This is a genomic window from Pantoea sp. EKM103V (genome assembly GCF_011800365.1).
In the GTDB taxonomy this organism is placed as follows: Bacteria; Pseudomonadota; Gammaproteobacteria; order Enterobacterales; family Enterobacteriaceae; genus Pantoea; species Pantoea anthophila.
On sequence record NZ_JAALFQ010000001.1, the window covers coordinates 607,533 to 633,077 of the forward strand.

The 25,545-nt window shown below is 59.5% G+C and carries 26 protein-coding genes; 19 read left to right on the forward strand and 7 right to left on the reverse strand.

Going from position 1 to position 25,545, the window contains the following annotated elements:
• Window positions 1–4: 4 nt before the first annotated feature.
• The 14 genes from HFD97_RS03005 (at window position 5) to HFD97_RS03070 (ending at window position 11,865) form a co-directional block, all read left to right on the forward strand.
• Complete coding sequence (locus HFD97_RS03005) at window positions 5–568, forward strand: hypothetical protein (RefSeq protein WP_046101575.1); 564 nt, start codon at window positions 5–7, stop codon at window positions 566–568.
• Entirely contained in the window at window positions 565–1,884 is a 1,320-nt protein-coding gene (locus HFD97_RS03010; RefSeq protein ID WP_150029688.1) for an AMP-binding protein, read from the forward strand. Before HFD97_RS03005 ends, HFD97_RS03010 begins: the two co-directional genes overlap by 4 nt.
• Window positions 1,871–2,218, forward strand: coding sequence for a 3-hydroxyacyl-ACP dehydratase FabZ family protein (locus HFD97_RS03015; protein ID WP_009090938.1), 348 nt, complete (start codon window positions 1,871–1,873; stop codon window positions 2,216–2,218). Before HFD97_RS03010 ends, HFD97_RS03015 begins: the two co-directional genes overlap by 14 nt.
• On the forward strand, window positions 2,212–3,921 hold the full coding sequence (locus tag HFD97_RS03020) for a glycosyltransferase (RefSeq protein WP_058957990.1): 1,710 nt from the start codon (window positions 2,212–2,214) through the stop codon (window positions 3,919–3,921). The genes HFD97_RS03015 and HFD97_RS03020 overlap by 7 nt, the downstream gene beginning before the upstream one ends.
• Window positions 3,914–4,327, forward strand: coding sequence for a thioesterase family protein (locus HFD97_RS03025; RefSeq protein ID WP_009090934.1), 414 nt, complete (start codon window positions 3,914–3,916; stop codon window positions 4,325–4,327). Before HFD97_RS03020 ends, HFD97_RS03025 begins: the two co-directional genes overlap by 8 nt.
• A complete protein-coding gene (locus HFD97_RS03030; RefSeq protein ID WP_150043746.1) occupies window positions 4,321–4,929 on the forward strand; it encodes an outer membrane lipoprotein carrier protein LolA in 609 nt (202 codons plus the stop codon). The genes HFD97_RS03025 and HFD97_RS03030 overlap by 7 nt, the downstream gene beginning before the upstream one ends.
• Window positions 4,916–7,222, forward strand: a complete 2,307-nt coding sequence (locus tag HFD97_RS03035) for an MMPL family transporter (protein WP_150029686.1) — start codon at window positions 4,916–4,918, stop codon at window positions 7,220–7,222. Before HFD97_RS03030 ends, HFD97_RS03035 begins: the two co-directional genes overlap by 14 nt.
• Window positions 7,219–7,791 carry a DUF3261 domain-containing protein gene (locus HFD97_RS03040; protein WP_167431020.1) on the forward strand — a complete coding sequence of 191 codons (573 nt, stop codon included), beginning with the start codon at window positions 7,219–7,221 and terminating at the stop codon, window positions 7,789–7,791. Before HFD97_RS03035 ends, HFD97_RS03040 begins: the two co-directional genes overlap by 4 nt.
• Window positions 7,788–8,948: a beta-ketoacyl-[acyl-carrier-protein] synthase family protein gene (locus tag HFD97_RS03045; protein WP_167431019.1), complete on the forward strand. Its 1,161-nt coding sequence runs from the start codon at window positions 7,788–7,790 to the stop codon at window positions 8,946–8,948. Before HFD97_RS03040 ends, HFD97_RS03045 begins: the two co-directional genes overlap by 4 nt.
• Window positions 8,938–9,414: a hotdog family protein gene (locus tag HFD97_RS03050; protein WP_009090925.1), complete on the forward strand. Its 477-nt coding sequence runs from the start codon at window positions 8,938–8,940 to the stop codon at window positions 9,412–9,414. Before HFD97_RS03045 ends, HFD97_RS03050 begins: the two co-directional genes overlap by 11 nt.
• Entirely contained in the window at window positions 9,411–10,142 is a 732-nt protein-coding gene (locus HFD97_RS03055) for a 3-ketoacyl-ACP reductase FabG2 (RefSeq protein WP_111208049.1), read from the forward strand. Before HFD97_RS03050 ends, HFD97_RS03055 begins: the two co-directional genes overlap by 4 nt.
• On the forward strand, window positions 10,139–11,374 hold the full coding sequence (locus HFD97_RS03060; protein WP_009090922.1) for a beta-ketoacyl-ACP synthase: 1,236 nt from the start codon (window positions 10,139–10,141) through the stop codon (window positions 11,372–11,374). The genes HFD97_RS03055 and HFD97_RS03060 overlap by 4 nt, the downstream gene beginning before the upstream one ends.
• A gap of 133 nt (window positions 11,375–11,507) precedes the next feature.
• Window positions 11,508–11,651, forward strand: a complete 144-nt coding sequence (locus HFD97_RS03065) for a hypothetical protein (RefSeq protein WP_009090920.1) — start codon at window positions 11,508–11,510, stop codon at window positions 11,649–11,651.
• Window positions 11,652–11,691: 40 nt separating this feature from the next.
• Window positions 11,692–11,865 (forward strand): hypothetical protein, encoded by a 174-nt coding sequence (locus HFD97_RS03070; RefSeq protein WP_009090919.1) that lies wholly within the window; start codon window positions 11,692–11,694, stop codon window positions 11,863–11,865.
• Here the strand turns inward: HFD97_RS03070 and HFD97_RS03075 are convergent.
• Entirely contained in the window at window positions 11,853–13,016 is a 1,164-nt protein-coding gene (locus HFD97_RS03075) for a beta-glucosidase (RefSeq protein ID WP_167431018.1), read from the reverse strand. The two genes, HFD97_RS03070 and HFD97_RS03075, sit on opposite strands and share 13 nt — an antisense overlap.
• A gap of 155 nt (window positions 13,017–13,171) precedes the next feature.
• Between HFD97_RS03075 and HFD97_RS03080 the strand changes: the two genes are divergently transcribed.
• Complete coding sequence (locus tag HFD97_RS03080) at window positions 13,172–14,632, forward strand: phospholipase D family protein (RefSeq protein WP_167431017.1); 1,461 nt, start codon at window positions 13,172–13,174, stop codon at window positions 14,630–14,632.
• A 276-nt stretch (window positions 14,633–14,908) separates the two neighbouring features.
• On the opposite strand, the gene mdoC is transcribed toward HFD97_RS03080, so the two are convergent.
• Window positions 14,909–16,039 carry a glucans biosynthesis protein MdoC gene (gene mdoC, locus HFD97_RS03085; RefSeq protein ID WP_111208047.1) on the reverse strand — a complete coding sequence of 377 codons (1,131 nt, stop codon included), beginning with the start codon at window positions 16,037–16,039 and terminating at the stop codon, window positions 14,909–14,911.
• A 268-nt stretch (window positions 16,040–16,307) separates the two neighbouring features.
• On the opposite strand from mdoC, the gene HFD97_RS03090 reads away from it, so the two are divergent.
• The 3 genes from HFD97_RS03090 to HFD97_RS03100 all read left to right on the forward strand — a co-directional run bounded on the left by HFD97_RS03090 (window position 16,308) and on the right by HFD97_RS03100 (window position 20,757).
• The gene (locus HFD97_RS03090) at window positions 16,308–17,843 is read left to right on the forward strand and encodes a glucan biosynthesis protein G (protein ID WP_181161904.1); all 1,536 of its coding nucleotides are present in this window, start codon (window positions 16,308–16,310) and stop codon (window positions 17,841–17,843) included.
• The gene (mdoH, locus tag HFD97_RS03095; RefSeq protein ID WP_009090914.1) at window positions 17,836–20,388 is read left to right on the forward strand and encodes a glucans biosynthesis glucosyltransferase MdoH; all 2,553 of its coding nucleotides are present in this window, start codon (window positions 17,836–17,838) and stop codon (window positions 20,386–20,388) included. Before HFD97_RS03090 ends, mdoH begins: the two co-directional genes overlap by 8 nt.
• Window positions 20,389–20,517: 129 nt before the next feature.
• Window positions 20,518–20,757 (forward strand): YceK/YidQ family lipoprotein, encoded by a 240-nt coding sequence (locus HFD97_RS03100; RefSeq protein ID WP_033736571.1) that lies wholly within the window; start codon window positions 20,518–20,520, stop codon window positions 20,755–20,757.
• Here the strand turns inward: HFD97_RS03100 and HFD97_RS03105 are convergent.
• The 3 genes from HFD97_RS03105 to HFD97_RS03115 all read right to left on the reverse strand — a co-directional run bounded on the left by HFD97_RS03105 (window position 20,748) and on the right by HFD97_RS03115 (window position 23,000).
• Window positions 20,748–21,149 (reverse strand): MysB family protein, encoded by a 402-nt coding sequence (locus HFD97_RS03105; RefSeq protein WP_009090912.1) that lies wholly within the window; start codon window positions 21,147–21,149, stop codon window positions 20,748–20,750. The genes HFD97_RS03100 and HFD97_RS03105 overlap by 10 nt on opposite strands.
• 118 nt (window positions 21,150–21,267) lie before the next feature.
• Window positions 21,268–21,534 carry a hypothetical protein gene (locus HFD97_RS03110; protein ID WP_009090911.1) on the reverse strand — a complete coding sequence of 89 codons (267 nt, stop codon included), beginning with the start codon at window positions 21,532–21,534 and terminating at the stop codon, window positions 21,268–21,270.
• A gap of 542 nt (window positions 21,535–22,076) precedes the next feature.
• Window positions 22,077–23,000 (reverse strand): Kdo(2)-lipid IV(A) acyltransferase, encoded by a 924-nt coding sequence (locus tag HFD97_RS03115; protein WP_167431016.1) that lies wholly within the window; start codon window positions 22,998–23,000, stop codon window positions 22,077–22,079.
• A gap of 253 nt (window positions 23,001–23,253) precedes the next feature.
• On the opposite strand from HFD97_RS03115, the gene HFD97_RS03120 reads away from it, so the two are divergent.
• Window positions 23,254–24,303, forward strand: coding sequence for a rhodanese-related sulfurtransferase (locus HFD97_RS03120; RefSeq protein WP_009090909.1), 1,050 nt, complete (start codon window positions 23,254–23,256; stop codon window positions 24,301–24,303).
• 47 nt (window positions 24,304–24,350) lie between these two features.
• Here HFD97_RS03120 and HFD97_RS03125 read toward each other — a convergent pair whose 3' ends face one another.
• Together HFD97_RS03125 and HFD97_RS03130 are read right to left on the reverse strand one after the other, a co-directional pair.
• Complete coding sequence (locus HFD97_RS03125; protein WP_167431228.1) at window positions 24,351–24,923, reverse strand: YceI family protein; 573 nt, start codon at window positions 24,921–24,923, stop codon at window positions 24,351–24,353.
• A 4-nt stretch (window positions 24,924–24,927) separates the two neighbouring features.
• Complete coding sequence (locus HFD97_RS03130; RefSeq protein ID WP_033736338.1) at window positions 24,928–25,503, reverse strand: cytochrome b; 576 nt, start codon at window positions 25,501–25,503, stop codon at window positions 24,928–24,930.
• Between the last annotated feature and the right edge of the window lie 42 nt (window positions 25,504–25,545).

Genomic DNA, 25,545 nt, shown 5'->3' on the forward strand with positions numbered 1-25,545 from the left:
CGCCGTGCCTGCTGCCACTCTTCGCCTGCTCAATCTGCTGACGCTGCTGGCCTGGCCGTTGCTGGTCTGGCTGGCGCTCACCCAGCCGCGCTGGCAGGGACTTTTCTGGCTGCTGGCGCTGCTGTTTGGGCTGCGCTGGCTCCAGCTGCGTCGTCAGCATACGGCCATGGGGGCTGTGATGGGCTGGCTGGCCCTGCTCGGCGCGCTGCTCTGTATCAGCAGCCAGCTGCTGCGCTCGCAGCATCTGCTGCTGTGGTATCCGGTGGCGGTCAATCTGGCGATGCTGCTGCTGTTTGGCGCCTCGCTCTGGAGCGCGATGCCGCTGGTGGAACGTATTGCCCGACTGCGTGAGCCCGTGCTTCCGCCTGCTGCGGTGCGCTACACCCGCCGCGTCACCCAAATCTGGTGCCTGTTCTTTATCGGCAATGGCAGCATGGCGCTCTTCACCTGCCTGCTGGGGAATCTGCGACTCTGGACATTGTGGAACGGCGCGATCAGCTATCTGCTTATCGCCGCGCTGATGGGCGCGGAGTGGTGCGTCCGTCAGCGCGTGAGGCGCAAAGCATGAGGGTGGCCGACTGGCTGACGGGCGCCGACCGGGAAGTCGCCTGGCGGGGCGATCAGACGCTGATGCTCAGCACCATGCGCCGTCAGGTGCTGGCGCTCAGCCAGCGCTTAGCGGCAGAGGCGGGCACACACTGGGCGCTCTGTTTTGACGACAGCTACCGCTTCTGCGTGGCGCTGCTGGCGAGCTGGTATGCCGGCAAAACGCCGGTGATGCCGGGTCATACCCGCGCCGCACTGCTCGATGAGATGCAGGATCGGCTGGATGGCGTGCTGTGCGACATGCCGCTGGCGGTCAGCCTGCCTCGGCTGGCGTGGGATGAGGCCGAAGCGCAGGGCGCGCTGCCGCCGCTGCCGGAGAGGGCTGAGCTGGTGCTGTTCACATCGGGTTCAACCGGCACGCCACGTCAGGTGGTAAAGTCCCTGGCGGTGATGGAGCAGGAGAGCCGCTGGCTCTGCGCCCTGTGGGGTGAACAGCTTCGGGCGTGCCGGGTGATTGCTTCGGTCAGCCATCAGCACCTGTACGGTTTATCGTTCCGGATCTTCCTGCCGATGACGCTGGCGCGCCCGTTCGCCGCCCAGCCGCTGTTTTACGGCGAACAGCTGGCTCAGCTTCCGCGCCACTGGCGCTATGCCTTTATCAGCAGTCCCGCTTTTTTATCGCGGCTTGACAGGTCGCTGCAGACGCCCGCCTGTGAACTGATTGTCTCCGCCGGTGGCGCGCTGCGCGCATCGGATGCTGAGCAGGTCTGGCAGCGCTTTGGCTGTCGGGTCAGTGAGATCTATGGCAGCACCGAAACCGGCACCCTGGCCTGGCGTCAGTGGGAGCGGCCCGGGGAGGCGTGGCGCTGTTTCCCCGGCGTCCGGCTGGAGGAGGTGAGGCCCGATCGCTGGCAGGTCTGGTCGCCGCTGATTGCCGCAGCGGACGGCATCCCGCTGGACGATCGCCTGCACAAACAGCCGGATGGCGGTTTTCAGCTGGCAGGCCGCCATGACCGCATTGTCAAAATCGCGGACAAGCGCATCTCTCTCAGTGAGATTGAGCGCCGTCTGCGGGATCTGCCGGAGATAGAGGATGCCGTGGCACTGGTGGTGACCCGCCATGAACGGCAGGCGATAGGCGTCGTGCTTTCGCCCACCCGACCGCTGGATGAGGCGGCGCTGCATCAGCGCCGTCAGCAGTGGAAACAGCAGCTGCAACGCTGGCTGGAGCCGCTGGCCATGCCACGCTACTGGCGGGTTGTGGCCACCATTCCGGTCACCGCCCAGAGCAAACGCGCCTGGCCGCAAATAGAGGAACTTTTTCATGTTGCCGATTGAACGCAGCCGAACGTTACAGGCGAACAGTGTCACGCTGACGTTAGAGGTAGAGCCGGAACTGTTCTGGTTTCAGGGTCACTTCCCGACCCTGCCCATTCTGCCCGGCGTGGCACAGCTGGATTGGGTGATGCACTATGGTCTGCTGCTGCTTGCTCCCGGCAGGCAGTTTGCGGCCATCGATAACATCAAATTCCAGCAGCCGGTGCCCCCCGGCGCGCTGTTGCAGCTGCACCTTGAGTGGCACGCCGAAAAATCGCGCCTGAGTTTTCGCTACAGCCTGCTGAGTGAAGCAGGCGAGCAGAGTGCCAGCAGCGGGAAGATCGCGCTGTGTTAACGACTGCGTTCTCACCCTGCGTGGTGATCCCCTGCTACAACCACGGCGCGATGATGGCGTCGGTGCTGGCGCGGCTGGCACCCTTTAACCTGCCGATCATCGTAGTGGATGATGGCAGCGATGCGGCGACCCAGCTGCAGCTGGCGACGCTGCACGCCCCGCAGCTCAGCCTGCTAAGGCTCGATACCAATCAGGGCAAAGGGGCGGCGGTGATCCACGGCCTGCGGGCCGCGGCGGCGCGCGGTTTCACCCACGCGGTTCAGCTCGACGCGGACGGTCAGCATCAGGCGGAAGATCTGCCGTTAATGCTGGCGGAAGCGGCGCGTTATCCCGATGCGCTGATCTCCGGTCAGCCGCTCTACGATGACTCCATCCCCAAATCGCGCCTGTATGGCCGCTACATTACCCATTTCTGGGTCTGGATTGAGACGCTGTCGCTGTCGATCCGCGACAGCATGTGCGGCTTCCGCGTCTATCCGCTGGCCGCCACGCTGGCACTGTGTGACCGCCGGCCTGTCGGACAGCGCATGGATTTCGACACTGAAATCATGGTGCGGCTCTACTGGCAGGGCACCCGCAGTCGCTTTATCCCGACCCGCGTCACCTATCCGGTCAGCGGGCTGTCGCACTTCGATGCCCTCTATGACAACCTGCGCATCTCCTGGATGCACACCCGGCTCTTTTTCGGCATGCTGCCGCGCATCCCCCGCCTGCTGGCGATGCGCAGACCGCAGACGCACTGGTCTGTGGAAACGGAACGGCGCGGGCAGTGGGGATTGCGCTTTATGCTGGCCGTCTATCGCTACGGTGGACGCCTGCCTTTTACCCTGCTGCTCTGGCCGGTGGTGGCGGTTTACTGGCTGAGTGGCCAGCGTGCGCGCAGCGCCTCCAGGCAGTGGCTGGCGCAGGTCAGCCACGCCGCGCAGCAGCGGCAGATTGCGCTGCCGGCCCGGCTTAACAGCTATCGCCATTTCCTGCGGTTTGGCGGCGCGATGCTGGATAAAGTGGCCAGCTGGCGTGGCGATCTGCGCTGGGGGCGTGATATCGATTTTGCCCCGGGTGCGGAAGCGGTGATCCGCACGCCCGCACCGCAGGGGAAGCTGATTCTGGCCTCCCACCTGGGGGATATCGAAGCCTGCCGCGCCATGGCGCAGCAGGTCAGCGGTCTGGTGATTAACGCGCTGGTCTTTACCGACAACGCCCGCCGTTTCCGCGCGGTGCTGGAGACCATTGCCCCGCAGGCCGGGGTGAATCTGATGCCGGTCAGCGACATCGGGCCGGAGACGGCGATCCTGCTGCAACAGAAACTGGATGCGGGCGAATGGGTCGCGATCGTCGGGGATCGCACAGCGGTCAATCCGCAGCGTGGCGGCGAGCGACGGGTGATCTGGAGCGACTTTCTCGGCCGTCCCGCCCCCTTTCCGCAGGGGCCCTTTGTGCTGGCGGCCGCGCTGCGCTGTCCGGTGCTGCTGATGTTTGCCCTGCAGCAACAGGGTAAACTGCGCATTCACTGTGAGCGCTTCGCCGATCCGCTGCTGTTGCCGCGTGCGCAACGTCAGCAGGCGCTGCAGGAGGCGGTGGATCGCTATGCGGCGCGGCTGGCCCATTACGCGCTGCTGGCACCGCTCGACTGGTTTAACTTTTTCGATTTCTGGACGCTGCCTGATCCGCAGGCGCACCACAAGGAGTCTGACCATGACTGAACATCAGGCTGACGTCGTCCTGACCGTCTCGTTTCACGACTGCGATCCCATGGGGGTGGTCTGGCACGGCAACTACTTCCGCTTCTTTGAAGTCGCGCGCGAAGCCCTGCTGCGCAGCATCAACTACAGCTATGCCGAAATGGCGGCCAGCGGCTACGTCTGGCCGGTGGTCGACACCCGGGTCAAATACCGTCATCCGCTGCGCTGTGAAGAGACGATTCGCGTCAGCGCCCGAATCACGGAGTTTGAGAACCGCCTGCGCATCGACTATGAGGTGCGAAACGCCGCCGGTCAGATCACCACTAAGGCACACACCCTGCAGGTGGCGGTGGAGCAGGAGAGTCAGGCCATGTGCTTTGTTTCACCCGATATCTTACTGGAACGTTTAGGAGTGAAAGGATGCTGAAAATCATGCTAACCGGCCTGCTGCTGTGGGCCAGTGCCGCCAGCGCGGTCACGCTGGATCAGCTGCAGCAGCGTTTTGCCAGCCAGCCGGTGATCCGGGCAGACTTTACCCAGACGCGCACCATTGCCGGGATGCGCCAGCCGCTGGTGTCACACGGGCAGATGCTGATCGCGCGTCAGCAGGGACTGTGGTGGCATCAGCAGACCCCCTTTGTGATGACGCTGCTGCTGGATGATAAGCGCATGGTGCAGAGCCTGAGCGGGCAGAAGCCGCAGGTGATCACTGCCGACAGTAACCCGCAGATGTTCCAGTTCAACCATCTGCTGCGGGCGCTGTTCCAGGCCGATCAGAAGGTGCTGAATCAGAACTTCACGGTGGCCTTCAGCGATCGCGGCAACGGTGCCTGGGCGCTGGAGCTGACCCCGAAAGCGGCGCCGCTTAACAAAATCTTTAACCGTATCTCGCTGGCGGGCAATGCGTTTCTGGACAGCATCCGGCTGGACGATAAGCAGGGTGATAAAACGCTGATTCAGCTCAGCAATACCCGTACTGAACCGCCGCAGCTGAGCGACGAGGAGCAGGCGCGTTTTGCCGGGCCGTAACGATCGACGGCTTGCCATCCTCTGGCTCGCCATCTGCCTGCTGCTGGCGGCGGCGCTCTCTTTTCTGCTGCCGCGCAGCCAGCTCAACAGCAGCGTACTGGCACTGCTGCCGCAGCAGAATCTGGGGGCTGCGCCGCCCGCGCTGCAGCAGGCCTTTATGCAGCGGCTGGATCGCCAGCTGGTGTGGCTGGTTTCACCCGGTGAAGAGGACGATCCTGGCATCGCGGCCTGGTGGCAGGCGCAGCTGCGCGCGCTGCCTGACCTCAGGCAGGTGCAGGGCGATCTCGATGCCGGTCAGCAGGAGGCGTGGGGCCGGTTTGCCTGGCAACACCGTAATGGCCTGATCGACGAGGCGACGCGCAGCCGCTTGCAGAACGGCGGCGGGGCGCAGGCGGAGTGGCTGCTGGCGCAGCTCTTCTCGGCATTTTCGGGTGTCAGCAGCAAAGAGCTGCAGGGCGATCCGCTGATGCTGGTGCGGGGAGCGCAGCTGGCGCTGGCGCAGAATGCCGGACGTCTGACGCTGCACAACGGCTGGCTGACGGTGCGCGATGCGCAGGGACGGCAGTGGTATTTCCTGCACGCTGAACTGGCCAGTAACGCTTTCAGTATGCAGCAAAGTCATGCGCTGGTGACGCGGCTCAGCGCGCTGGAGCAGCAGCTGAAAGCCCGCTGGCCGCAGGCGAAACTGCTGACGCGCGGCACGGTGCTGTTCAGCGACAACGCCAGCCAGCGGGCGCAGCATGATGTCAGAACGCTGGGCAGCGTGACGCTGGGGGGCGTTATCCTGCTGGTGCTGCTGGTTTTCCGCTCACTCCGACCACTGCTGCTCGCGGTGACCTCCGTAGCGGTGGGAGCCATGACCGGCACGGTGGTGACGCTGCTCTGCTTCGGGGAACTGCATCTGATGACGCTGGTGATGAGCCTGAGCATTGTCGGCATCTCCGCCGACTACACCCTCTATTATCTCACCGAGCGGATGGTTCACGGCGATCAGCAGACGCCGTGGGAGAGTCTGCGTAAAGTGCGCGGCACGCTGCTGCTGGCGCTGGGCACCACGGCGATCGCCTGGCTGCTGATGCTGCTGGCTCCGTTCCCCGGACTGCGTCAGCTGGCGGTGTTTGCCGCCAGCGGCTTAACGGCCTCCTGCCTGACGGTGATTCTGATCTATCCATGGCTGGTGCGCGGTCTGCCGGTGCGTCCGGTGCCGCTGATGGTGCCGCTGGCTCGCTGGCTCGCCGCCTGGCGACGGCAGCGCGGGCTGCGCGTCGGCTTACCGCTGGCGCTGGCGATGTTCGCCGCCACCGGTATCGCCCGGCTGAATGTGGATGATGATATCGCCCATCTGCAGAGTGCGCCGGCCTCGCTGCTGGCACAGGATCGCCAGCTGGCTGCCCTGACGGGGCAGCGAGCCGATCAGACCTGGTTTGTGGTCTGGGGCGATGACGCGCAGCAGACCCTGCAGCGGCTGGAAAAACTGGCACCGGATCTTCGCAGGGCAGAGCAGCAGGGCTGGCTGCAGGGCTATCGTCTGCTGCCGCTGCGATCGCTGGCGCAGCAGCAGCAGGATCGCCAGCTGTTGCAACAGGCCGTGCCCACCGTGACGAGCCGCCTGCAGCAGGCGGGGATTGCCCTGGCTGCGCCCGATCTCTCCCCGATGCCGGTGACGCCCGCGGCGTGGCTGGCCAGTCCGCTGAGTGAGGGGTGGCGACTGCTGTGGCTGACGCTGCCGGATGGCCGCAGCGGCGTGCTGATCCCCACCAGCGGCGTCAGAAACAGCGCCGCCCTTGCGGCGCTCGCGGCGCAGCATAGCGGCGTCAGCTGGATTGACCGCAAGGCGGGTTACGACAGGCTGTTCAGTTTCTGGCGCACCCTGCTGACCGGCCTGCTGGCGCTGGCGCTGCTGTTCATCACGCTAACGTTTGTGCTGCGTCTGGGCCTGCGCGCGGGCTTACGCAGCGCGCTGCCGTCGGCGCTGTCGATAGCGGTGGCGCTGGCCACGCTGGGCTGGATCGGCGCGTCACTGAATCTCTTTGCGCTGCTGGCGCTGATTCTGGTGCTGGGCATCGGGATTAACTACACGCTCTTTTTCAGCAATCCGCAGGGGACGCCCCTGACGTCGTTGCTGGCGGTGTCGCTGGCGATGATCACGACGTTACTGACGCTGGGCATGCTGGTCTTCAGCAGCACCAGCGCGATTGCCAGTTTTGGCACTGTTTTATGCAGCGGCATTTTCAGCGCTTTCCTGCTGTCGCCGCTGGCGATGCGACCCACCCGATCAAGGAGTAAACGATGATCCGCGCCGCCTCTCTTCTGCTGACGGCGCTGCTGCTCAGCGCCTGCGCCGGACCGGCACCTGACAGCAGCCGTCCCACCGCCTGGCTGAAACCGGGCGTAAAGGTTACGCTGCCGCCGCCGGGTATCCATCCCGCTTTTCAGCAGCAGCAATTACTGACCGGACAGGTCAAAGGTCAGAGTCAGTCGCTGCTGGTGCTGCTCAGCGCCGATGAGCAGCAGATCGATCTGGCCGGACTCTCCTCGGTCGGCATTCGCCTGTTCAGCCTGCGCTATAATGCCGGTGGCATTCACACCCAGCAGCTGATGCCGCTGCCGCAGATGCCGCCAGCCAGCCAGGTGCTGGCTGACATCATGCTCAGCTACTGGCCGCGGGAGGTGTGGCTGAAACAGCTGCCGTCCAGCTGGCGGCTGGAGGATCAGGGGTTAAAGCGCCAGCTGTTCGATGCCGATAACCAGCTGGTGACCGAAATTGATTACCTGCAACGCGGCTCTCTGCGCCAGCCGATCAGCATCCGCCAGCATGCGTTTGGCTATCAGATCCGCATTCAACATCTGGACGCCTCATGATTTACCTCTCCGCCTTCGGCATGCTGAATGCGCTGGGCAATACCAACCGGGAAATTGCCACCCATCTGCAACAGGGCATCGCGCCCGGCATGCAGCGCTGTGACGGCTGGCTGAGCGGTGAGCGTAGCTGCTGGCTTGGCCGCGTTGTGGGCGAGCTGCCGCCGGTTCCGGCTGCCTTACGCGCGCACAACACCCGCAATAATCAGCTGCTGCTGGCGGCGCTGGCGCAGATCCGCCCGGCACTCGACGCGGCCGTGGCGCGCTATGGGGCTGACCGGGTCGCGATCGTGCTGGGCACCAGTACCTCGGGTGTGGATGAGGGCGATCGCCAGATTGGTGCGCCTCAGCCTGACTATCACTATCAGATGCAGGAGCTGGGCGATCCTTCCCGATTTCTGGCGCACTACCTGCAACTGAATGGCCCGGCTTATACCATTTCGACCGCCTGCTCCTCCAGCGCCCGCGCCGTGATCAGCGGTGAGCGACTCATCGCAGCCGGTCTGGTGGATGTGGCGCTGGTGGGCGGGGCGGACTCACTCAGCCGGATGCCGATTAACGGATTCGACAGCCTGGCCTCGCTCTCTGAACGTCGCTGCGCGCCTTTCAGCCGCGATCGTGACGGCATCTCTATCGGTGAAGGGGCGGCGCTGATGCTGCTGACGCGTGAACCGCAGCCGCTGGCGCTGCTGGGCGCAGGCGAATCATCTGACGCCTGGCACATGTCCGCGCCGCATCCGCAGGGCGAAGGCGCTGAACGGGCGATGCGTATGGCGCTGCAGCAGGCGGCGCTGTCGCCGCAGCAGGTCGGCTACATCAATCTGCATGGCACGGCGACGCCGCTCAACGACCAGATGGAAGCCGGTGTCATCGCGCGTCTGTTTGGTAACCGTGTGCCGTGCAGTTCGACCAAGCACCTGACCGGCCATACGCTCGGCGCGGCAGGTATCTGCGAAGCGGCGCTCAGCGCCCTGATCCTGCAGGAGAATCTGCCCCTGCCTGCCCAGGATTTCCGGGCGGCGGCACAGGATGAGACGCTGCCGGATTGTGGCCTGCTGTTACAGCCGCAGGCGCTGGATCGGCCGATCATCGCCTCAAATTCATTCGCCTTTGGCGGCAATAACACCTGTCTGATACTGGGACGCCCCGATGACATTTAATTCTCCCGCCGCGCACTGGCTGCCCCACGCCGCACCCATGCTGCTGCTCGATCAGCTGATTAGCGTTGACGATGATCAGGTTCACTGTCAGGTCTCGACCTGCACCGGTGGCGTCCTGACGCCCTTTCTGACGCCGCAGGGCGAACTGCCAGCCTGGTTTGGCGTTGAGATGATGGCGCAGACCGTGGGCGTCTGGTCAGGCTGGCATGCAAAGCAGGGCGGTGCCACCCTGATCCCCCCCGGTATGCTGCTCGGCGGACGCGGCTGGCGGGCGCATCAGCCCCATTTTCCCGCCCGCGCCACGCTGGATATCAGAATGACGCTGCTGATGCGCGACGACCGCATGGGCAGTTTTGAGGGCGACATTCGCCACGGCTCGCAGCTGCTGGCCAGCGGTCGTCTGAATACTTATCAACCCAATGAAGCAGAGTTACAGCAATTAATGTCACAAGGAAATCAACCATGACAGATTCGGTATTGGTGACGGGTGCCAGTAAAGGCATCGGCCGCGCAATTGCGCTGCGTCTCGCCCAGGATGGCTTTCAGGTTATCGTCCATTTCAACCGCGATCGGGCTGGCGCTGAGCAGTGCCTTGAGGCGATCGTCGCCGCAGGCGGCAGCGGTCGCGTTCTGGGATTTGATGTGGCCGATCGCGCCGCCACCCGCGCCGCGCTGGAGGCTGACATTGAGCAGCATGGTGCCTACTACGGTGTGGTCAGCAACGCGGGCATCACCCGTGATGCCGCTTTTCCGGCGCTGACGGATGAGGAGTGGGACAGCGTGATCCACACTAACCTCGACAGCTTTTATAACGTGATCCAGCCCTGCGTGATGCCGATGATCGCGCTGCGACGCGGGGGGCGTATCATCACGCTCTCCTCGGTGTCGGGGATGATGGGCAACCGCGGTCAGGTCAACTACAGCGCGGCGAAAGCGGGCATTATCGGTGCCACCAAAGCGCTGGCGATTGAACTGGCTAAGCGCAAAATCACCGTTAACTGCATTGCACCGGGTCTGATCGACACCGGGATGGAAGGGCTGGCCCCGCAGGTCATCGATGAGGCGATGAAGATCGTGCCGATGAAGCGCATGGGGGCGGCGGAAGAGGTCGCCGGGCTGGCGAGCTATCTGATGTCCGATATCGCGGGTTATGTGACGCGTCAGGTCATTTCGATCAATGGAGGCATGCTGTGATCCATCGTGTCGTCGTGACGGGCATGGGCGGCGTCACCGCCTTCGGGGAGTCCTGGGCTGAAGTCTCGGCGCGGATCCGGGCCGGGCGTAATGCCGTGCGCTTTATGCCGGAGTGGCAGGTCTATGACGGGCTGCATACGCTGCTGGGTGCACCGATTGATGACTTTGCGCTGCCGGCGCACTACACCCGCAAGCGCATCCGCGCGATGGGTCGCGTGTCGCTGCTGGCCACGCGCGCTACCGAGCTGGCGCTGACCCAGGCGGGCCTGATTGACCATCCGGTGCTGACCAGCGGTGAAACCGGTATCGCCTACGGCTCGTCGACCGGTAGCACCGGGCCGGTCAGCGAGTTCGCCACCATGCTGACGGAAAAGCACACCAACAATATTACCGGCACCACCTATGTCCAGATGATGCCACACACCACCGCCGTCAATGCCGGACTCTTTTTCGGCCTGCGCGGCCGGGTGATCCCGACGTCCAGCGCCTGCACCTCCGGCAGCCAGGCGATTGGCTACGCCTGGGAGGCGATCCGTCACGGCTATCAGACGGTGATGGTCGCTGGCGGGGCAGAGGAGCTCTGCCCGTCAGAAGCAGCGGTGTTCGACACCCTGTTTGCCACCAGTCAGCGCAACGATGCGCCCCACACCACGCCGGCACCTTTTGACCAGCAGCGTGATGGCCTGGTGATTGGTGAAGGCGCCGGAACGCTCATTCTGGAGTCGCTGGAACATGCGCAGGCGCGTGGCGCAACGATTTACGCGGAACTTACCGGCTTTCATACCAACTGCGACGCGGCGCACATCACCCAGCCGCAGCGGGAAACCATGCAGATCTGTATTGAGCGGGCGTTGCAAAGCGCCGGGATTACCGCCGCTGAAATCGGGTATGTGAATGCGCACGGAACCGCCACTGAGCGGGGCGACATGGCTGAAAGTCTCGCCACGGCGGCGGTCTATGGCGACACGACACCCGTCTCATCGCTGAAATCCTATTTCGGCCATACGCTGGGGGCCTGTGGCGCGCTGGAAGCCTGGATGAGCATTGAGATGATGCGGGAAGGGTGGTTTGCGCCGACGCTGAACCTGACGCAGCCTGCCGCTGACGCCGGGCAGCTGGATTACATCATGGGCGCGCCCCGTGAGATTGAGACCGACTACATTCAGAGCAACAACTTTGCCTTTGGGGGCATCAACACCTCACTGATCTTCAGACGCTGGCGCGGCGCCTGATCACCGGCCCGTGCCGCCCTGGCACGGGCCGGTTTATTTCCCGGACGAAAGAACCAGACGTCACTCCGCCTTTCATCTACACTGTCACGCACCGCATTACTCCCGGCGGCCCATGCTTTTTCACAGGATAGTTATGTCGTTACCTTTGCCGCCCGATGATCACGATGAGCCGATTCGCCACTCCATGGACGATGCGCACTTTGCGATAGTGGTGCTTGCGGTGACCTCGGTAACGCTTATAATCTTCGTCCTGATGATTACGCTCTGGATGAGCTGACAGAGACCGCTGCGTCAGCGCAGGGAATAAGGAGAGGGCAATGGAATCCAGAGATGACAAATTGATCGCCATTATCGGTCTGCTGGCGGCCTGCCTGATCGGCGTTACCTTCCTGTTTACCATGGTCTGGCTGACCGATGTCCGGCATCCTGCCGATCCTTCACTCGACGTTCAGTCCTGCCACCCCAAAAAGCCACCCGCTCAGCACGTCTGATCGCGTGCCGTGAACCTGATCTGCTGGCTGCGCAGTATCAGCGCCAGGGCTTCATGCAGATTACGGTTGCCATTGGGGTCCGCTAATCCCAGCAGCGGGCCAGGCGAACGGCGGTCATCCGCCCACGCGGGATACTCCACCACGGGATAGAGCGAAATGCCCTCTACGGCAATCCCCTGATCCAGCGCCACCGCCACGTTCTCACTGACCTCCTGCAGCCAGGGGGCACGGGCCTCGCCCTCCGCGCCGGTTTCGGCAATCAGCATCGGGCGCTGGAAGCGCTGCCAGCACTGCGCCAGCAGAATGTGCAGCGGCACCCGCTCCGGCTCCTCCAGCGACATCGGCTGATCGGGGAAAAACCAGTGGTTATCGGGATAGTAGTTGAGGCCGAGAATATCCAGGCAATCTTCGCTGCCGCCCAGCTCTTTATCCACGCGACCGGCCAGCATATCCCAGGCTTCGAACTGCGCCTGATGCTGGGCATCGGCGTAGGGTTTGCTGTCCGGATTAGTGGGATGATGGGCGATCTGCACCAGCGGGTCGGTCAGCACAAACCGCGCCCCCGGATAGACCTCCCGGATGGCATGGATCGCCGCCAGAGATGCACGCACCAGCTGGCGCTTCAGCTCTTTGCCGCGCCCTGCGGCATGCGGATTGAACCAGGCCACCTCCGCCCCGGCCCATGACCAGAATGAGATTTGGTTAACCGGCGTAAAGAAGGGATTTTCAATGCCTTCATCGCGCATCAGCTGCGCCATTGCGCGGGCGAAACGGCTAAAATGGTCAACAAATTCCGCTTTCCAGATATTAAGATGATCCGGATAGCCAAAGTGAGCCAGCTCCCAGATGATCTCTACCTGCTGACGCCGCGCCGCCTCAACCATCGGCAGAAAGCTCTGCCAGTCATAGTGACCCGGCGCCTTCTCAATCAGGTGCCAGCGTGCGCCGTCGCGGGCGGTCAGCAGATGCTGCTCAGCCAGGGCCGCATAATCCTTTTCCAGCAGCATGTCATGCCCGCTGCTGATGACCATATCGAGCCGTTTTCCGGGCGTGCGGCAGGCCGTGGAGCAGGGGAAGCTGCCCTGGAAAAAACTGCGAAACAGACGGGGATGGTGGCGCTGGCTGGCATCAAAAAGGGGGTGATGAGACATATTCCTCTCCTGCCGGAGCATTGCCGGTCACAGATCGTCCGGTTAAGTCTAGACTAAAAAACGCCCGCGACTTTTTGCTAAGTCGGAACAGAGGTATAGCCTCAGCGGTGGGACCGGGGAATAATAAAAATAACTGCCATATACAGGGAATTGTCATGACCGAAGCGTTTGAACTCGCCCACTCACCGGAGCCTGCCAGCTGGCTGGAAACAAAGCTGGCCCCTCAGTGTCAGCGCCATCCGGGGCTGAGCGGCATCCATCCCCTCAGCGACGGGCTGGATGCGTTCGCTGCACGCTATCTGCTGATGCAAAAGGCGGCGCGGTCACTCGATATTCAGTACTACATCTGGCAAAACGATCTCTCTGGCCGCCTGCTGTTCAGCGCCATGCTGGAGGCGGCGCGCCGCGGCGTGAAGGTACGACTGCTGCTGGATGATAACAATACGCCAGGCCTGGATGAAACGCTTGCTCAGCTCAACCGCCACCCCAATATTGAGGTGCGGCTCTTCAATCCTTTCTCTTTTCGCACCCTGCGCGCACTGGGCTATCTCACTGACTTCGCCCGTCTTAACCGGCGGATGCACAACAAAAGCTTTACCGTGGATGGTGTCACCACCATTGTGGGCGGGCGCAACATTGGCGATGAATATTTCGGCACCGGTAATGAGCCGCTGTTTGCCGATCTCGACGTCATGGCGATTGGGCCGGTAGTCAGCGAGGTGGCCGGGGATTTTGAACGCTACTGGCACAGTAAGCCGGTCGCGCCGCTGCAGCAGGTGCTGGATGATGATGAACCGGACGAGGATAGCGTGAGCCTGCCCGCCGAATGGCGTCACAGTGAGCCGGTGCAGCGCTATCTTCAGCGGCTGGAAAATGCGTCGCTGCTGCAGGAGATGGCGCAGGGCACACTGGAACTGACCTGGGCAAAAGCGCGCCTGCTGAGTGATGACCCGCGCAAGGGGCTGGGTAAGGCGCGCGCGAAAAGCCTGCTGCCGCAGCGTATGCTGGAGGTGATTGGCACGCCACAAGAGCAGTTCGATATTATCTCAGCTTACTTTGTGCCGACCCGCGCGGGCGTCGCTCAGCTGCTGGCGCTGAAACGCAAAGGGGTGAAGATCGCCATTCTGACCAATTCGCTGGCGGCCAATGACGTGTCGATTGTTCATGCCGGTTACGCCCGGTGGCGCAAAAAACTGCTGCGTCACGGCATTGCGCTTTATGAGCTGAAACCGCAGGCGGCCATGCAGGATGCGCCGCACGACCGGGGGTTAACCGGTAACTCGGGCTCCAGCCTGCACGCAAAAACGTTCTCGGTGGATCAAAAGACGTTGTTTATCGGCTCCTTTAACTTCGATCCGCGCTCAGCGGTGCTGAATACTGAAATGGGGCTGGTGATTGAGAGTGCGGCACTGGCCGGAGAAACGCACCAGCGCTTCAGTCAGTCGATGCGTGATCGGGCCTGGACCCTGCGGCTGGATAAGTGGGGGCGGGTGAACTGGCTGGAGTATCCGGACGAGCCGCAGCAGATTGTGCATAAGCACGAACCGGACTGCTCCTGGTGGCAACGACTGCAGGTGCGGCTGGTGTGGCGACTGCCGATTGAGTGGCTGCTGTAAGCCTGCGCCTGCGTGCGCACCTGCACATGCACAGGCTCATCCCGGAGGCGTTGCTTCATGGCGACCATTACTCCAGGGCGGGACTCTCACAGGCGACTGCCCGACGTAAAGCGATGGGAGGCTGTACCTGTAGCAAAGCATAGCGGGCCAGGGATGGCCCGCGCTGAGCCTGCCAGGGATGGCGGTTTTGCGTCTTTGCGTAAGGCACAGCCTCCCTGAGCCTGCTCACAAGGCGCCCGACGATGAAAGCCCGTGCGCCCTGTCTCCCATGCTTCGTCAGACCTCTTTACGCTCAAACTTCCCCGAAAACAGGAACCGCAGCAGTGGAATGCGCAGGTGGATCTCATACAGCAGAAACGCGATGCCAAACACCATCAGTAAGCCGACAAAGAACCCCAGCGTGTTGTTTTCAATCCGTGGCGTGACATAAATGCCATACAGCAGCGTCAGCGGATGGTGCACCAGATAGATAAACAGCGACGCATTAACCAGATACATAATGCGCGGCGAATGCGCATTCAGTAGCTTATGACCAAAGCAGAAGCAGACATTCAGCATGCAGAGCCCCATCAGCGTGGTAATCAGCGCATCCAGCTCATACAGCCAGCCATCGCCACTGCTCAGACGCTGATTGGTGCAGTAGGCGATAAACAGCAGCAGCGCGCCAATCCACATCACCGGATTAAACCGCACAAACAGCGCTTTCAGCGGCGGATGTTTCCACGCCAGTGCGCCCAGCATAAAGAAGGGCAGGTAGAAGAGCGTCTGCATCACGATGATATTGAACAGACCATCCATCAGCCAGGCGGGCTGGAAGATAAACACCAGACGGCGGAACACACACCAGAGCAAGGCCCAGGCCAGTACACCCACCGTCAGCGTCCCCCAGCCGACCCGCGTGTAGTCGATGGCGCGGTGCTGGTCGCGCAGCCAGCGAAACGTCACCATACCCAGCGTAGTCAGCATCACCAGCACCACCAGAAACCACAGGTGTGAAATCAGCTCCCACATCAGGTTATTGAACTTCTGATAGGGGGTGAAGCGGGGCCAGTCGGCCAGCTTATCTGTCCAGGCTTTCAGCATGAAAAATTGCGGCAGCGTAATCAGCGGCACCGCAGTGAGCATGGGGATCCCGACGCGTTCCAGACGCACCTTCAGGAAACGCCGCGGCTGATAGCGCAGATAGAGCATGTAGGAGAAATAACCCGAGATAACAAAGAACACCTGCATGCGAAATGCATGAATAAAATCATTCAGCAGCGTCAGCCATAACGAGGCTTCCTGGCTGTTCACTGCCCATTTCTGCGCGGAGTAGATGAGGGAAACGTGAAACGGTACCCCCAGCAACATCAGGTAGGCGCGGATAGAGTCGAGGAAATATTCACGTTCAGGTTTTACAGTACTCATAAAGTTCCAGTTCGTTAGTACGGTTAGCCAGTTTCACCCTGAAACCGGATTATGTCCGGGTAAAATTCTACCTGCCATAAACCGGGTATACTATCAGTGGAATCCGTAGTGTCTAATTGTCCTAAAAGTAGCGTTAAGCCTGACGAAATGCGGGAACAATGTTGCGCATAAGCTGTCGGAAAACCGAATAATCCTTTAAGATAAACGGGTTTGATTTAAGCACACGAAAGGGGGGGATGTGCTGACTAAAGAAAAAAATAAAGCCGGACTGATGAAGGTACGCTGGATTGGTACTGCGGTTCTGCTGGCGTTATATGCCAATAACAGTTGGGCGTTTAACATTGATGATGTTGCCACACAAGCCAAAGCGTTGGCAGGGAAAAGCTTCGAAGCGCCTAAAAGCAATTTACCCTCTCAATTTCGTGAAATGAAATTTGCTGACTATCAGCAGATCCAGTTTAACCACGATAAAGCGTACTGGGGCAAACTGCGCACGCCGTTCAAGCTGGAGTTCTATCACCAGGGGATGTATTTCGATACCCCGGTGCAGATCAACGAAGTGACCGCCAGCGCGGTGCGTGAGATCAAATACAGCCCCGATTATTTCAATTTCGGTAACGTAAAACATGACGCTGACGCCGTTAAAAACCTCGGTTTTGCCGGTTTCAAAGTGCTTTACCCGCTTAATAACAAGGGTAAAAACGATGAGATCGCCAGCTTCCTGGGTGCCAGCTATTTCCGTGTAATCGGTGCCGGTCAGGTCTATGGCCTGTCGGCGCGTGGACTCGCCATCGACACGGCATTGCCGTCCGGTGAAGAGTTCCCGCGTTTCAAAGAGTTCTGGATTGAGCGTCCAAAACCTCAGGACAAACAGCTGGTGATCTATGCGCTGCTCGATTCGCCTCGTGCGACGGGTGCGTATCGCTTCGTGCTGCGTCCGGGTGAAGCCTCTACCGTGGATGTGCAGTCCAAAGTTTACCTGCGTGATAACGTCGGCAAACTGGGTATTGCTCCGCTGACCAGTATGTTCCTGTTTGGCCAGAACCAGCCATCGACAGTGAATAACTTCCGTCCGGCGCTGCATGACTCTGACGGCCTCTCTATCCACAATGGCAACGGAGAGTGGATCTGGCGTCCGCTGAACAACCCGCGTCATCTGGCGGTGAGCACTTACACTATCGAGAATCCGAAAGGCTTTGGTCTGCTGCAGCGCGGGCGTGACTTCAGCAACTATCAGGATCTGGATGACCGCTATGACCTGCGCCCAAGCGGCTGGGTGGAGCCATTAGGCGACTGGGGTAAAGGCCGGGTTGAACTGGTTGAGATCCCGACGGCCGATGAAACCAACGATAACATCGTTGCGTTCTGGACGCCGGAGACGCTGCCAGAGCCTGGCAAAGAGATGAACTTCAAATATCGCCTGCACTTCTCACGCGACGAGAAGCAGCTGCACTCGGATGACATTGCCTGGGTCAAAAACACCCTGCGCTCAGCGGGTGACGTGAAGCAGTCGAACCTGGTGCGTCAGCCGGATGGCACCGTGGCTTTCACCATCGACTTCGTGGGTAAAGACATGAGCAAGATGGCGGAAAACAGTCAGGTGACCCCGCAGGTCAGCGTCGGTAAAAACGCTGAAGTGGTTGAGCAGAGCGTACGTTATAACCCGGTCACTAAAGGCTGGCGTCTGGTGTTGCGTCTGCGTGTGAAAGATGCCAAGCAGTCCACCGAAATGCGTGCGGCGCTGGTTAGCGGCGACAAGACATTGACGGAAACCTGGAGCTATCAGTTACCTGCCAATGAATAAATCGACTTTTACACCTCAACGTTATGTGGAATCTCTGCCGCTGGATGCGGCAGGGAAGTCTCGCCTGAGCGTCTCATTGCAGAATGCCAGTGCGTTTCACTTCATTCATGATGTGCTGGGCAGGGATGTCGCAGCCAGTGACCGTCCCGACGATGCGCCGTTAAAATCGGTCTCATCGCGGGTGGAAATGGCCTGGCCCGATGCACTGGCGGGCGGTCAGCAGCTAGGTAAAGATTACCTCGACCGCACCACGCTGAAGGCGATGCCCAAAGTCAAACGTTCACTGATGTTCCCGGAAGCGTGGCGCACCAACCCGGTTGCCCGCGCCTGGGACTCTCTGCGTGGACGCAAATCTGTGCCGCGCTACGCCAGTGCGGAAGAGCAGCGAGCCGAAGAGAAGTGGCGTCATGTCGGTTCGATACGTCGCTACATTCTGCTGATCCTGACGATTTTCCAGACCGTGGTCGCCACCTGGTACATGAAGAGCATTCTGCCCTATCAGGGCTGGACGCTGCTGGACCCGATGGAGATGATCAACCAGAACTGGCAGCAGTCAGTGATGCAGATCCTGCCGTATGTGCTGCAGACCGGCATCCTGTTCCTGTTTGCCATTCTGTTCTGCTGGGTGTCAGCCGGTTTCTGGACCGCCCTGATGGGCTTCCTGCAGCTGCTGATTGGGCGCGATAAATACAGCATCTCCTACTCCACGGTCGGGGATGAGCCGCTGAATCCGGCGCATCGCACCGCGCTGATTATGCCGATCTGTAATGAAGACGTAGAGCGTGTTTACGCCGGTCTGCGTGCGACCTGGGAGTCTGTGGTTCGCACCGGTAACGCAGAGCACTTTGACGTCTACATCCTCAGTGACAGCTACGATGCGGATATCGCCGTTGCCGAACAGAAAGCCTGGATGGAACTGGTCCGTGACGTCGGTGGGGCAGGCAAGATCTTCTATCGCCGTCGCCGTCGTCGTGTGAAGCGTAAAAGCGGCAACATCGATGACTTCTGTCGTCGCTGGGGCAGCAACTACAGCTACATGGTCGTGCTGGATGCCGATAGCGTCATGAGTGGCGAGTGCCTGACCGGCCTGGTGCGTATGATGGAGGCTAACCCGAACGCCGGGATCATCCAGTCGTCGCCGAAAGCCTCAGGAATGGATACGCTCTATGCGCGCTGTCAGCAGTTCGCGACCCGCGTCTATGGTCCGCTGTTTACCGCCGGTCTGCACTTCTGGCAGCTGGGCGAGTCGCACTACTGGGGTCATAACGCCATTATCCGCGTGAAACCTTTTATCGAGCACTGTGCGCTGGCGCCATTACCGGGCGAGGGGTCGTTTGCGGGCTCGATCATGTCGCATGACTTCGTCGAGGCGGCACTGATGCGTCGTGCCGGCTGGGGCGTCTGGATCGCCTATGACCTGCCGGGCTCTTATGAAGAACTGCCGCCGAACCTGCTGGATGAGCTGAAGCGTGACCGTCGCTGGTGCCACGGTAACCTGATGAACTTCCGTCTGTTCCTGGTAAAAGGGATGCACCCGGTTCACCGCGCGGTGTTCCTGACCGGCGTGATGTCCTACCTGTCAGCTCCGCTGTGGTTCCTGTTCCTGGCGCTTTCCACGGCCCTGCAGGTCGTGCATACGCTTATGGAGCCGACCTACTTCCTGCAGCCGCGACAGCTCTTCCCGGTCTGGCCGCAGTGGCGTCCGGAGCTGGCGATAGCGCTGTTCTCGACCACGATGGTGCTTCTGTTCCTGCCGAAGCTGCTGAGCGTGGTGCTGATCTGGTTTAAAGGGGCGAAGCCATACGGTGGCGCACTGCGCGTGCTGTTGTCACTGGTGCTGGAAACGCTGTTCTCGGTGCTGCTGGCCCCGGTGCGCATGCTGTTCCACACCGTGTTTGTGGTCAGCGCCTTCCTTGGCTGGGAAGTCGTCTGGAACTCCCCGCAGCGTGATGACGATGCGACGCCATGGGGCGAGGCATTCAAACGTCACGGTTCACAGATGGCTCTGGGTCTGGTGTGGGCGATTGGTATGGGACTGCTGGATCTCAACTTCCTGTGGTGGCTGGCACCGATCGTCTTCTCCCTGATCCTGTCACCGTTTGTGTCGGTGATGTCGAGCCGTGCAACGCTGGGCCTGAAGAGCAAGCGCGCGAAGCTGTTCCTGATCCCGGAAGAGTCTTCACCGCCGCAGGAGCTGGTGGACACCGACCGCTATCTGCAGCTCAACCGCGAGCGTGTACTGGAGAACGGCTTTATGCACGCGCTGTTCCATCCGGCGTTTAACGCGCTGGCGACAGCCCTGGCGACTTCACGTCACCGGCAGAGTCAGTTACTCGACTACGCTCGCGACCGTCGTGTCGATCAGGCGCTGAGCGATGCACCGGAAAAACTCAGCCGCGACCAGCGTCTGCAGCTGATCAGCGATCCGGTGGTGCTGGCCCGCGTCCATACCCGACTGTGGGAAAATGCGGAGAAGTATCACCAGTGGGTAGAGAGTTATCAGAAACTGACGCTCAACCCTAACGCGCTGGCAAAAAACGCGTAATCTGAAAAAGCGGCAGCGATGCCGCTTTTTTTATGGGATGAAAACAGGGCGGGGATGATAATTTACTCGCAGGCCGTCACCGCATGCCGCGCGTGACACTCTCTGGGGCAGGTAAAGGCGGGTTTTGTGGTGAAACGAGTTTTAAAGGCAGGTGTTATCGCTCTCGCGGTGCTCTGCTTAAGCGGATGCGGCAGTATTATCAGCCGAACCGTGCCCGGACAGGGACACGGTAATCAGTACTATCCGGGCGTACAGTGGGATGTACGCGACAGCGGATGGCGGGTGCTGACCATCCTTGATCTGCCCCTGTCGCTGGTGCTGGACACCCTGCTGTTGCCAGTGGATGCCAGCCATGGTCCTTACGAATAACCGCGATCGGAGTCGCTGTTATCATCTTCCCACTCCTGAGCCGCGGCTTCACCCTCTTCGGTGTCCAGCGGCGGCTCCAGCTGAAACTCGCCGTCGTCCCACTCGTGCAGGGTGTTTTCCGCTAACCACTCCTGACGCAGTTCCACTTCGTCAAAATCAGCGTCAAAAATAGCCTGAGCAGCTTCACCAGTGCGGTAAGGAAGGCATTCGCCTGCGTCACCTTCGTCGACCAGGAACTCAGCCTGCCACATGATATCGCCATCCTGCATCACATACTTTTGCAGGCCGAACTGGCTGACCGACGCCTCTTCTTCATCCACTTCAGGGTTATTTGCGAGAAACTCCTCACGTGCAGCATCAATCGCTTCCTCTAATGTACTGTACATGCTCATCGATCTTCTCCTTACCGGGTTCACTTGATTTCAGTGAAGAATAGACGAAATTTGCCGGAGGGAAAGGGCGGGGGCGTGTAACTGGCGGGAAATAAACCACTTCCCGCCAGCAGCGGGATTAACGCATTTTTTGCGGGAAGTGCAGAACCGGCTGTACCGACTCATGAATAACCGGTGCCGCGTAGCGAATACAGCATTTGATGCAGGGTTTAACTTTCTTGAAATTGATTCTGGCGATGGATAAGGCCTGGCTGAGATTATACAGGGTGCCGATAAAAATCATCTGCTCCTTGCCGGGCATCCGTCTGCATCCCTGACGATGAAGAAAATGGTAGTTCTCCTGATCGGTCGTAATGGTGACGTAATAGTAGAGACCTTTACTCATATTAGGGATCCCCTGAGGTTCGCTGTGTGAAATCGTTTTTTTATAATTGAGCTGAAGTCGTTAAAAGCCTGAATGTCACTGCTGAAATTACCGTTAAGTCGGAACAGGTTCAAATGCAATAACGGCATATCGGGCTGTTAAATTTTTGTAAAAATGAATATGTCGGCGGCTTGAATGACAATCCCTTGTTAATTAAGTTAATTTTAGTGGATTGATAAGCGACCAGAAATCATTAAGCCTGGCTAAATAGGAATAGGCCTGGTGATAAAAATAATTAGCGCCAGCGGAAATTAAAGCAGGATAATTAAAATCTGATGAATGTCTGCCAGATTATGCAGCAGGCGGCTCTTTGTGGTTTTAATAAATAAGCCGGGCTGATTGAATGCGGTGGAAATCAGCGTCTCCTGCGAGCGTATCTGATAATAGCTGGATCGTTAAACCGGGAAGCCGCAATATCGGGCAGCCGCGCGATTGATTTATCGGGACAGAGCATTGCAGCAGAAGAGGCGCTAAACGGCCGTGAGACCGTTTAGCGTAGCAGATTAATAGCGGGAGGGTTCGCCTTGCGGACGGGTTTTAAAGCGGCGATGCAGCCACATATATTGCTCAGGTGCCAGCAGCACACCCTCTTCAACCACTTTGTTCATCCTGGCCGCGGTGACTTCATCGTTTTCCAGCGTAAATTCGCTGCGGATGTCGGGCAGGATCATCAGTTCATAGCCCCGGCCACCAGGCAGACGACGCGGCACAAATGGGATGACAGCGGGGTTGCCGGCGCGGATCAGCAGATGGGTCCCCACCGTCGTTGCCGCCTTTTCCACGCCAAAGAAGGGCACAAAGACGCTGCTGCGCGGGCCATAGTCGTGATCGGGGGCATACCAGATAATGTCCCCCTGCTTCAGGGCGCGGATCATTCCTTTGAGATCCTTACGGTCGAGCATGCTTTTGTTTGACCGCATGCGACCTTTGACCTGCAGCCAGTCAATCAGCTTATTGTCATTGGGGCGATAGACGCCAATGCCAGGATTGTGGATGCCAAACATGCGCGCGCCGATCTCCAGCGTCAGAAAGTGCATGCCGATGAGCAGCACACCGCGCTGGTTGTCGCGCGCGGCCTGAATATGCTCCAGACCGGAGGGCTTGTGCCATTTGTTAATACGCCAGTCGGGCCAGAACCACGCTATGCCGGTTTCAATCAGGCCCATGCCGACGGATTCGAAATTATGTTTCACCATCGCCTCACGCTCATTGACCGGCATCTCCGGAAAACTTAATTCCAGATTACGCCGGGCGATGCTGACGCGACGATTCATAAAGCGCATGGCGATACGGCCAATATTGCAGCCGAGCACATAGAGCAGGGGATAAGGAAGGAGCACCAAAAGATAAAGAAAAGCGATACCCAGCCAGGTCAGCCAATAGCGCGGGTGAAGCAGTTCTCGTGAAAACTGAGGCAACTGAGTCATGTGAAGGTTAATTTTCCTGCGTCATGCACCCTGCGGTGCTGATATCTCATTGATTTACACTATTGTGCCAGTTTTTAACGTTCGCTTAAATATCGCTGATGGAACCGGGCCTCAATGAGCGGGGAGAAAGCCGCCGCGAGTGCCGGAAAAAACAGCAACTGACTATCGGTCCTGACGCAACGCTTTGCATACACCTGAAATCAGGTATCATGTGCCCGCTAATTTTCTCCTATTGATAACAGGAAAGAACACCATGCCAGTGTTACATAACCTCGTTTCCAATAAAGAGCTGAAGGCGCGCATGCTGGCTGAAACTGAGCCGCGCACCACTGTCTCTTTTTATAAGTATTTCCAGATTGCCGATCCTAAAGCCTTCCGCGATGCGCTCTATGTTGGCCTGACCGCCCTCAAGGTGTTTGGTCGCGTCTATGTTGCCCATGAAGGCATCAACGCGCAGATCAGCGTGCCCGCCAGCCAGTATGAAAAGATGAAGGCCTGGCTGTATGCGTTCGATCCGGCGCTGAACAACCTGCGTATGAACGTTGCTCTGGATGATGATGGAAAGTCGTTCTGGGTACTGCGCCTGAAAGTCCGCGATCGCATCGTGGCGGACGGTATTGAGGACAGCAGCTTCGACGCAAGCAATGTCGGTCACTACCTGAAAGCGGCGGAAGTCAACGCCATGCTGGACGATCCGGACGCGCTGTTTGTCGATATGCGAAACCACTACGAATATGAAGTGGGCCGTTTTGACAACGCGCTGGAAGTGCCGGCAGACACCTTCCGTGACCAGCTGCCAATGGCCGTGGATATGCTCAGGGAGCAGAAAGATAAAAAGATCGTCATGTACTGCACCGGCGGCATCCGCTGCGAAAAGGCCAGTGCCTGGATGCGGCATAACGGTTTTGAAGATGTCTATCATATCGAAGGTGGCATCATCGAGTACGCCCGCCGCGCCCGTGAACAGGGCTTGCCGGTCAGATTCAAAGGCAAAAACTTTGTCTTTGATGAGCGGATGGGTGAGCGGATTTCTGACGATGTGCTGGCAAACTGCCATCAGTGCGGTGAGCCCTGCGATACCCACGTCAACTGCGTGAATGACGGCTGTCATCTGCTGTTTATTCAGTGCAAGAGCTGCGCAGAGAAGTTTGAGAACTGCTGCAGTCCGATCTGTCAGGAAGAGGCGAAGCTCTCTCCGGAAGAGCAGCGCGCCCGTCGTGCCGGACGAGAGAATGGCAATAAAATCTTTAACAAGTCGCGTGGCCTGTTAAACATGACCATTCCCGCGCCGAAGAAGTCATAAAGCGGTAAACGTGGCCGCCTGAACGCTGATTCAGGCGGCCTGCGGCTTTACTGACGCACACCTTCCACCGAGATCATCAGCTGAACCTTCTGCGAGGCTGGTCCCAGATCTTTCGTTATATTGAAATCTTTCAGCGCAATTTCACCTTCCGCTTCAAAGCCAGCACGATAACCGCCCCACGGATCTTTGCCTTCACCCAGCTTCTTCGCCTCCAGCGTCACCGGCTTCGTGACGCCGTTCAGCGTCAGATCGCCGGTAATCTCTAATTCATCGCCCTCTTTCTTCACTGACGTGGATTTAAAAGTCGCCTGCGGATTTTTACTGCTGTTCAGGAAATCCGCGCTGCGCAGATGTTTGTCACGTTCAGCATGGTTGGTATCCACGCTGCTGGTATTAATCGTCACCTCGACTTTATCGGCGGCAGGGTTCTTCTCATCAAAGGTGAAGCGGCCATCGAAATCTTTAAAGGTACCGTAGAGCCAGCTGTAACCCAGATGCTGGATGCGAAACTGAATAAAGGCGTGCTGCCCCTCTTTATCAATTTTGTACTCAGCGGCACTGGCACTCAGGGAACCGAGCAGCAGGCTGGCCGCGGTCATCGTCAGCAGACTTTTCTTCAACATATTATCTGTCCTTTTCAGAGGGTAAGGGGAGGCGTAAACCTGACATTCGTTTTAAGGTGTTATCGCGATCGATAACATGGTGTTTTATCGCAGCCAGACCGTGCAGGATCGACAGGATCACCACACTCCAGGCCAGCCAGAGGTGAATATCGCCTGCGAGGTCGGCCTGCTCGCCTGCACCGCTGAACAGAGCAGGCAGCGTAAACCAGCTGAACACGGCGATGGGTTTACCGTCGGCGGTGGAGATGAGATAGCCGCTGATCAGAATGGCCAGCAGCAGGGTATAAAGTAACAGGTGTGCCACGACAGAACTGATGCGCACCAGAGGGGAATGGCTGCTCAGCGGCCTGGGCGGCGGCGAAATAACGCGCCACACCAGGCGGATAATCAGCGTCAGTAACAGGAGCACGCCAATACTTTTATGAATTTCCGGGGCGTCGTGATACCAGCTGTCGTAATAGCCCAGACCGACCATCCATAACCCCAGCGCAAACATGCCATAAATGGCCAGCGCCATCGACCAGTGCAGCAGCACAGCAACCCGGCCAAACTGATGCGGTGTATTACGTAATAACATAATCTGAGCGTCACGTAGAAATAATATGAAATAAGCATCCAC

Coding starts and splice junctions, on each gene's coding strand:
- HFD97_RS03010 (WP_150029688.1), top strand. CDS start 565: ATGAGGGTGGCCGACTGGCTGACGGGCGCCGACCGGGAAGTCGCCTGG.
- HFD97_RS03015 (WP_009090938.1), top strand. CDS start 1,871: ATGTTGCCGATTGAACGCAGCCGAACGTTACAGGCGAACAGTGTCACG.
- HFD97_RS03025 (WP_009090934.1), top strand. CDS start 3,914: ATGACTGAACATCAGGCTGACGTCGTCCTGACCGTCTCGTTTCACGAC.
- HFD97_RS03030 (WP_150043746.1), top strand. CDS start 4,321: ATGCTGAAAATCATGCTAACCGGCCTGCTGCTGTGGGCCAGTGCCGCC.
- HFD97_RS03040 (WP_167431020.1), top strand. CDS start 7,219: ATGATCCGCGCCGCCTCTCTTCTGCTGACGGCGCTGCTGCTCAGCGCC.
- HFD97_RS03045 (WP_167431019.1), top strand. CDS start 7,788: ATGATTTACCTCTCCGCCTTCGGCATGCTGAATGCGCTGGGCAATACC.
- HFD97_RS03050 (WP_009090925.1), top strand. CDS start 8,938: ATGACATTTAATTCTCCCGCCGCGCACTGGCTGCCCCACGCCGCACCC.
- HFD97_RS03055 (WP_111208049.1), top strand. CDS start 9,411: ATGACAGATTCGGTATTGGTGACGGGTGCCAGTAAAGGCATCGGCCGC.
- HFD97_RS03065 (WP_009090920.1), top strand. CDS start 11,508: ATGTCGTTACCTTTGCCGCCCGATGATCACGATGAGCCGATTCGCCAC.
- HFD97_RS03070 (WP_009090919.1), top strand. CDS start 11,692: ATGGAATCCAGAGATGACAAATTGATCGCCATTATCGGTCTGCTGGCG.
- HFD97_RS03075 (WP_167431018.1), bottom strand. CDS start 13,016: ATGTCTCATCACCCCCTTTTTGATGCCAGCCAGCGCCACCATCCCCGT.
- HFD97_RS03080 (WP_167431017.1), top strand. CDS start 13,172: ATGACCGAAGCGTTTGAACTCGCCCACTCACCGGAGCCTGCCAGCTGG.
- mdoC (WP_111208047.1), bottom strand. CDS start 16,039: ATGAGTACTGTAAAACCTGAACGTGAATATTTCCTCGACTCTATCCGC.
- mdoH (WP_009090914.1), top strand. CDS start 17,836: ATGAATAAATCGACTTTTACACCTCAACGTTATGTGGAATCTCTGCCG.
- HFD97_RS03105 (WP_009090912.1), bottom strand. CDS start 21,149: ATGAGCATGTACAGTACATTAGAGGAAGCGATTGATGCTGCACGTGAG.
- HFD97_RS03110 (WP_009090911.1), bottom strand. CDS start 21,534: ATGAGTAAAGGTCTCTACTATTACGTCACCATTACGACCGATCAGGAG.
- HFD97_RS03115 (WP_167431016.1), bottom strand. CDS start 23,000: ATGACTCAGTTGCCTCAGTTTTCACGAGAACTGCTTCACCCGCGCTAT.
- HFD97_RS03120 (WP_009090909.1), top strand. CDS start 23,254: ATGCCAGTGTTACATAACCTCGTTTCCAATAAAGAGCTGAAGGCGCGC.
- HFD97_RS03130 (WP_033736338.1), bottom strand. CDS start 25,503: ATGTTATTACGTAATACACCGCATCAGTTTGGCCGGGTTGCTGTGCTG.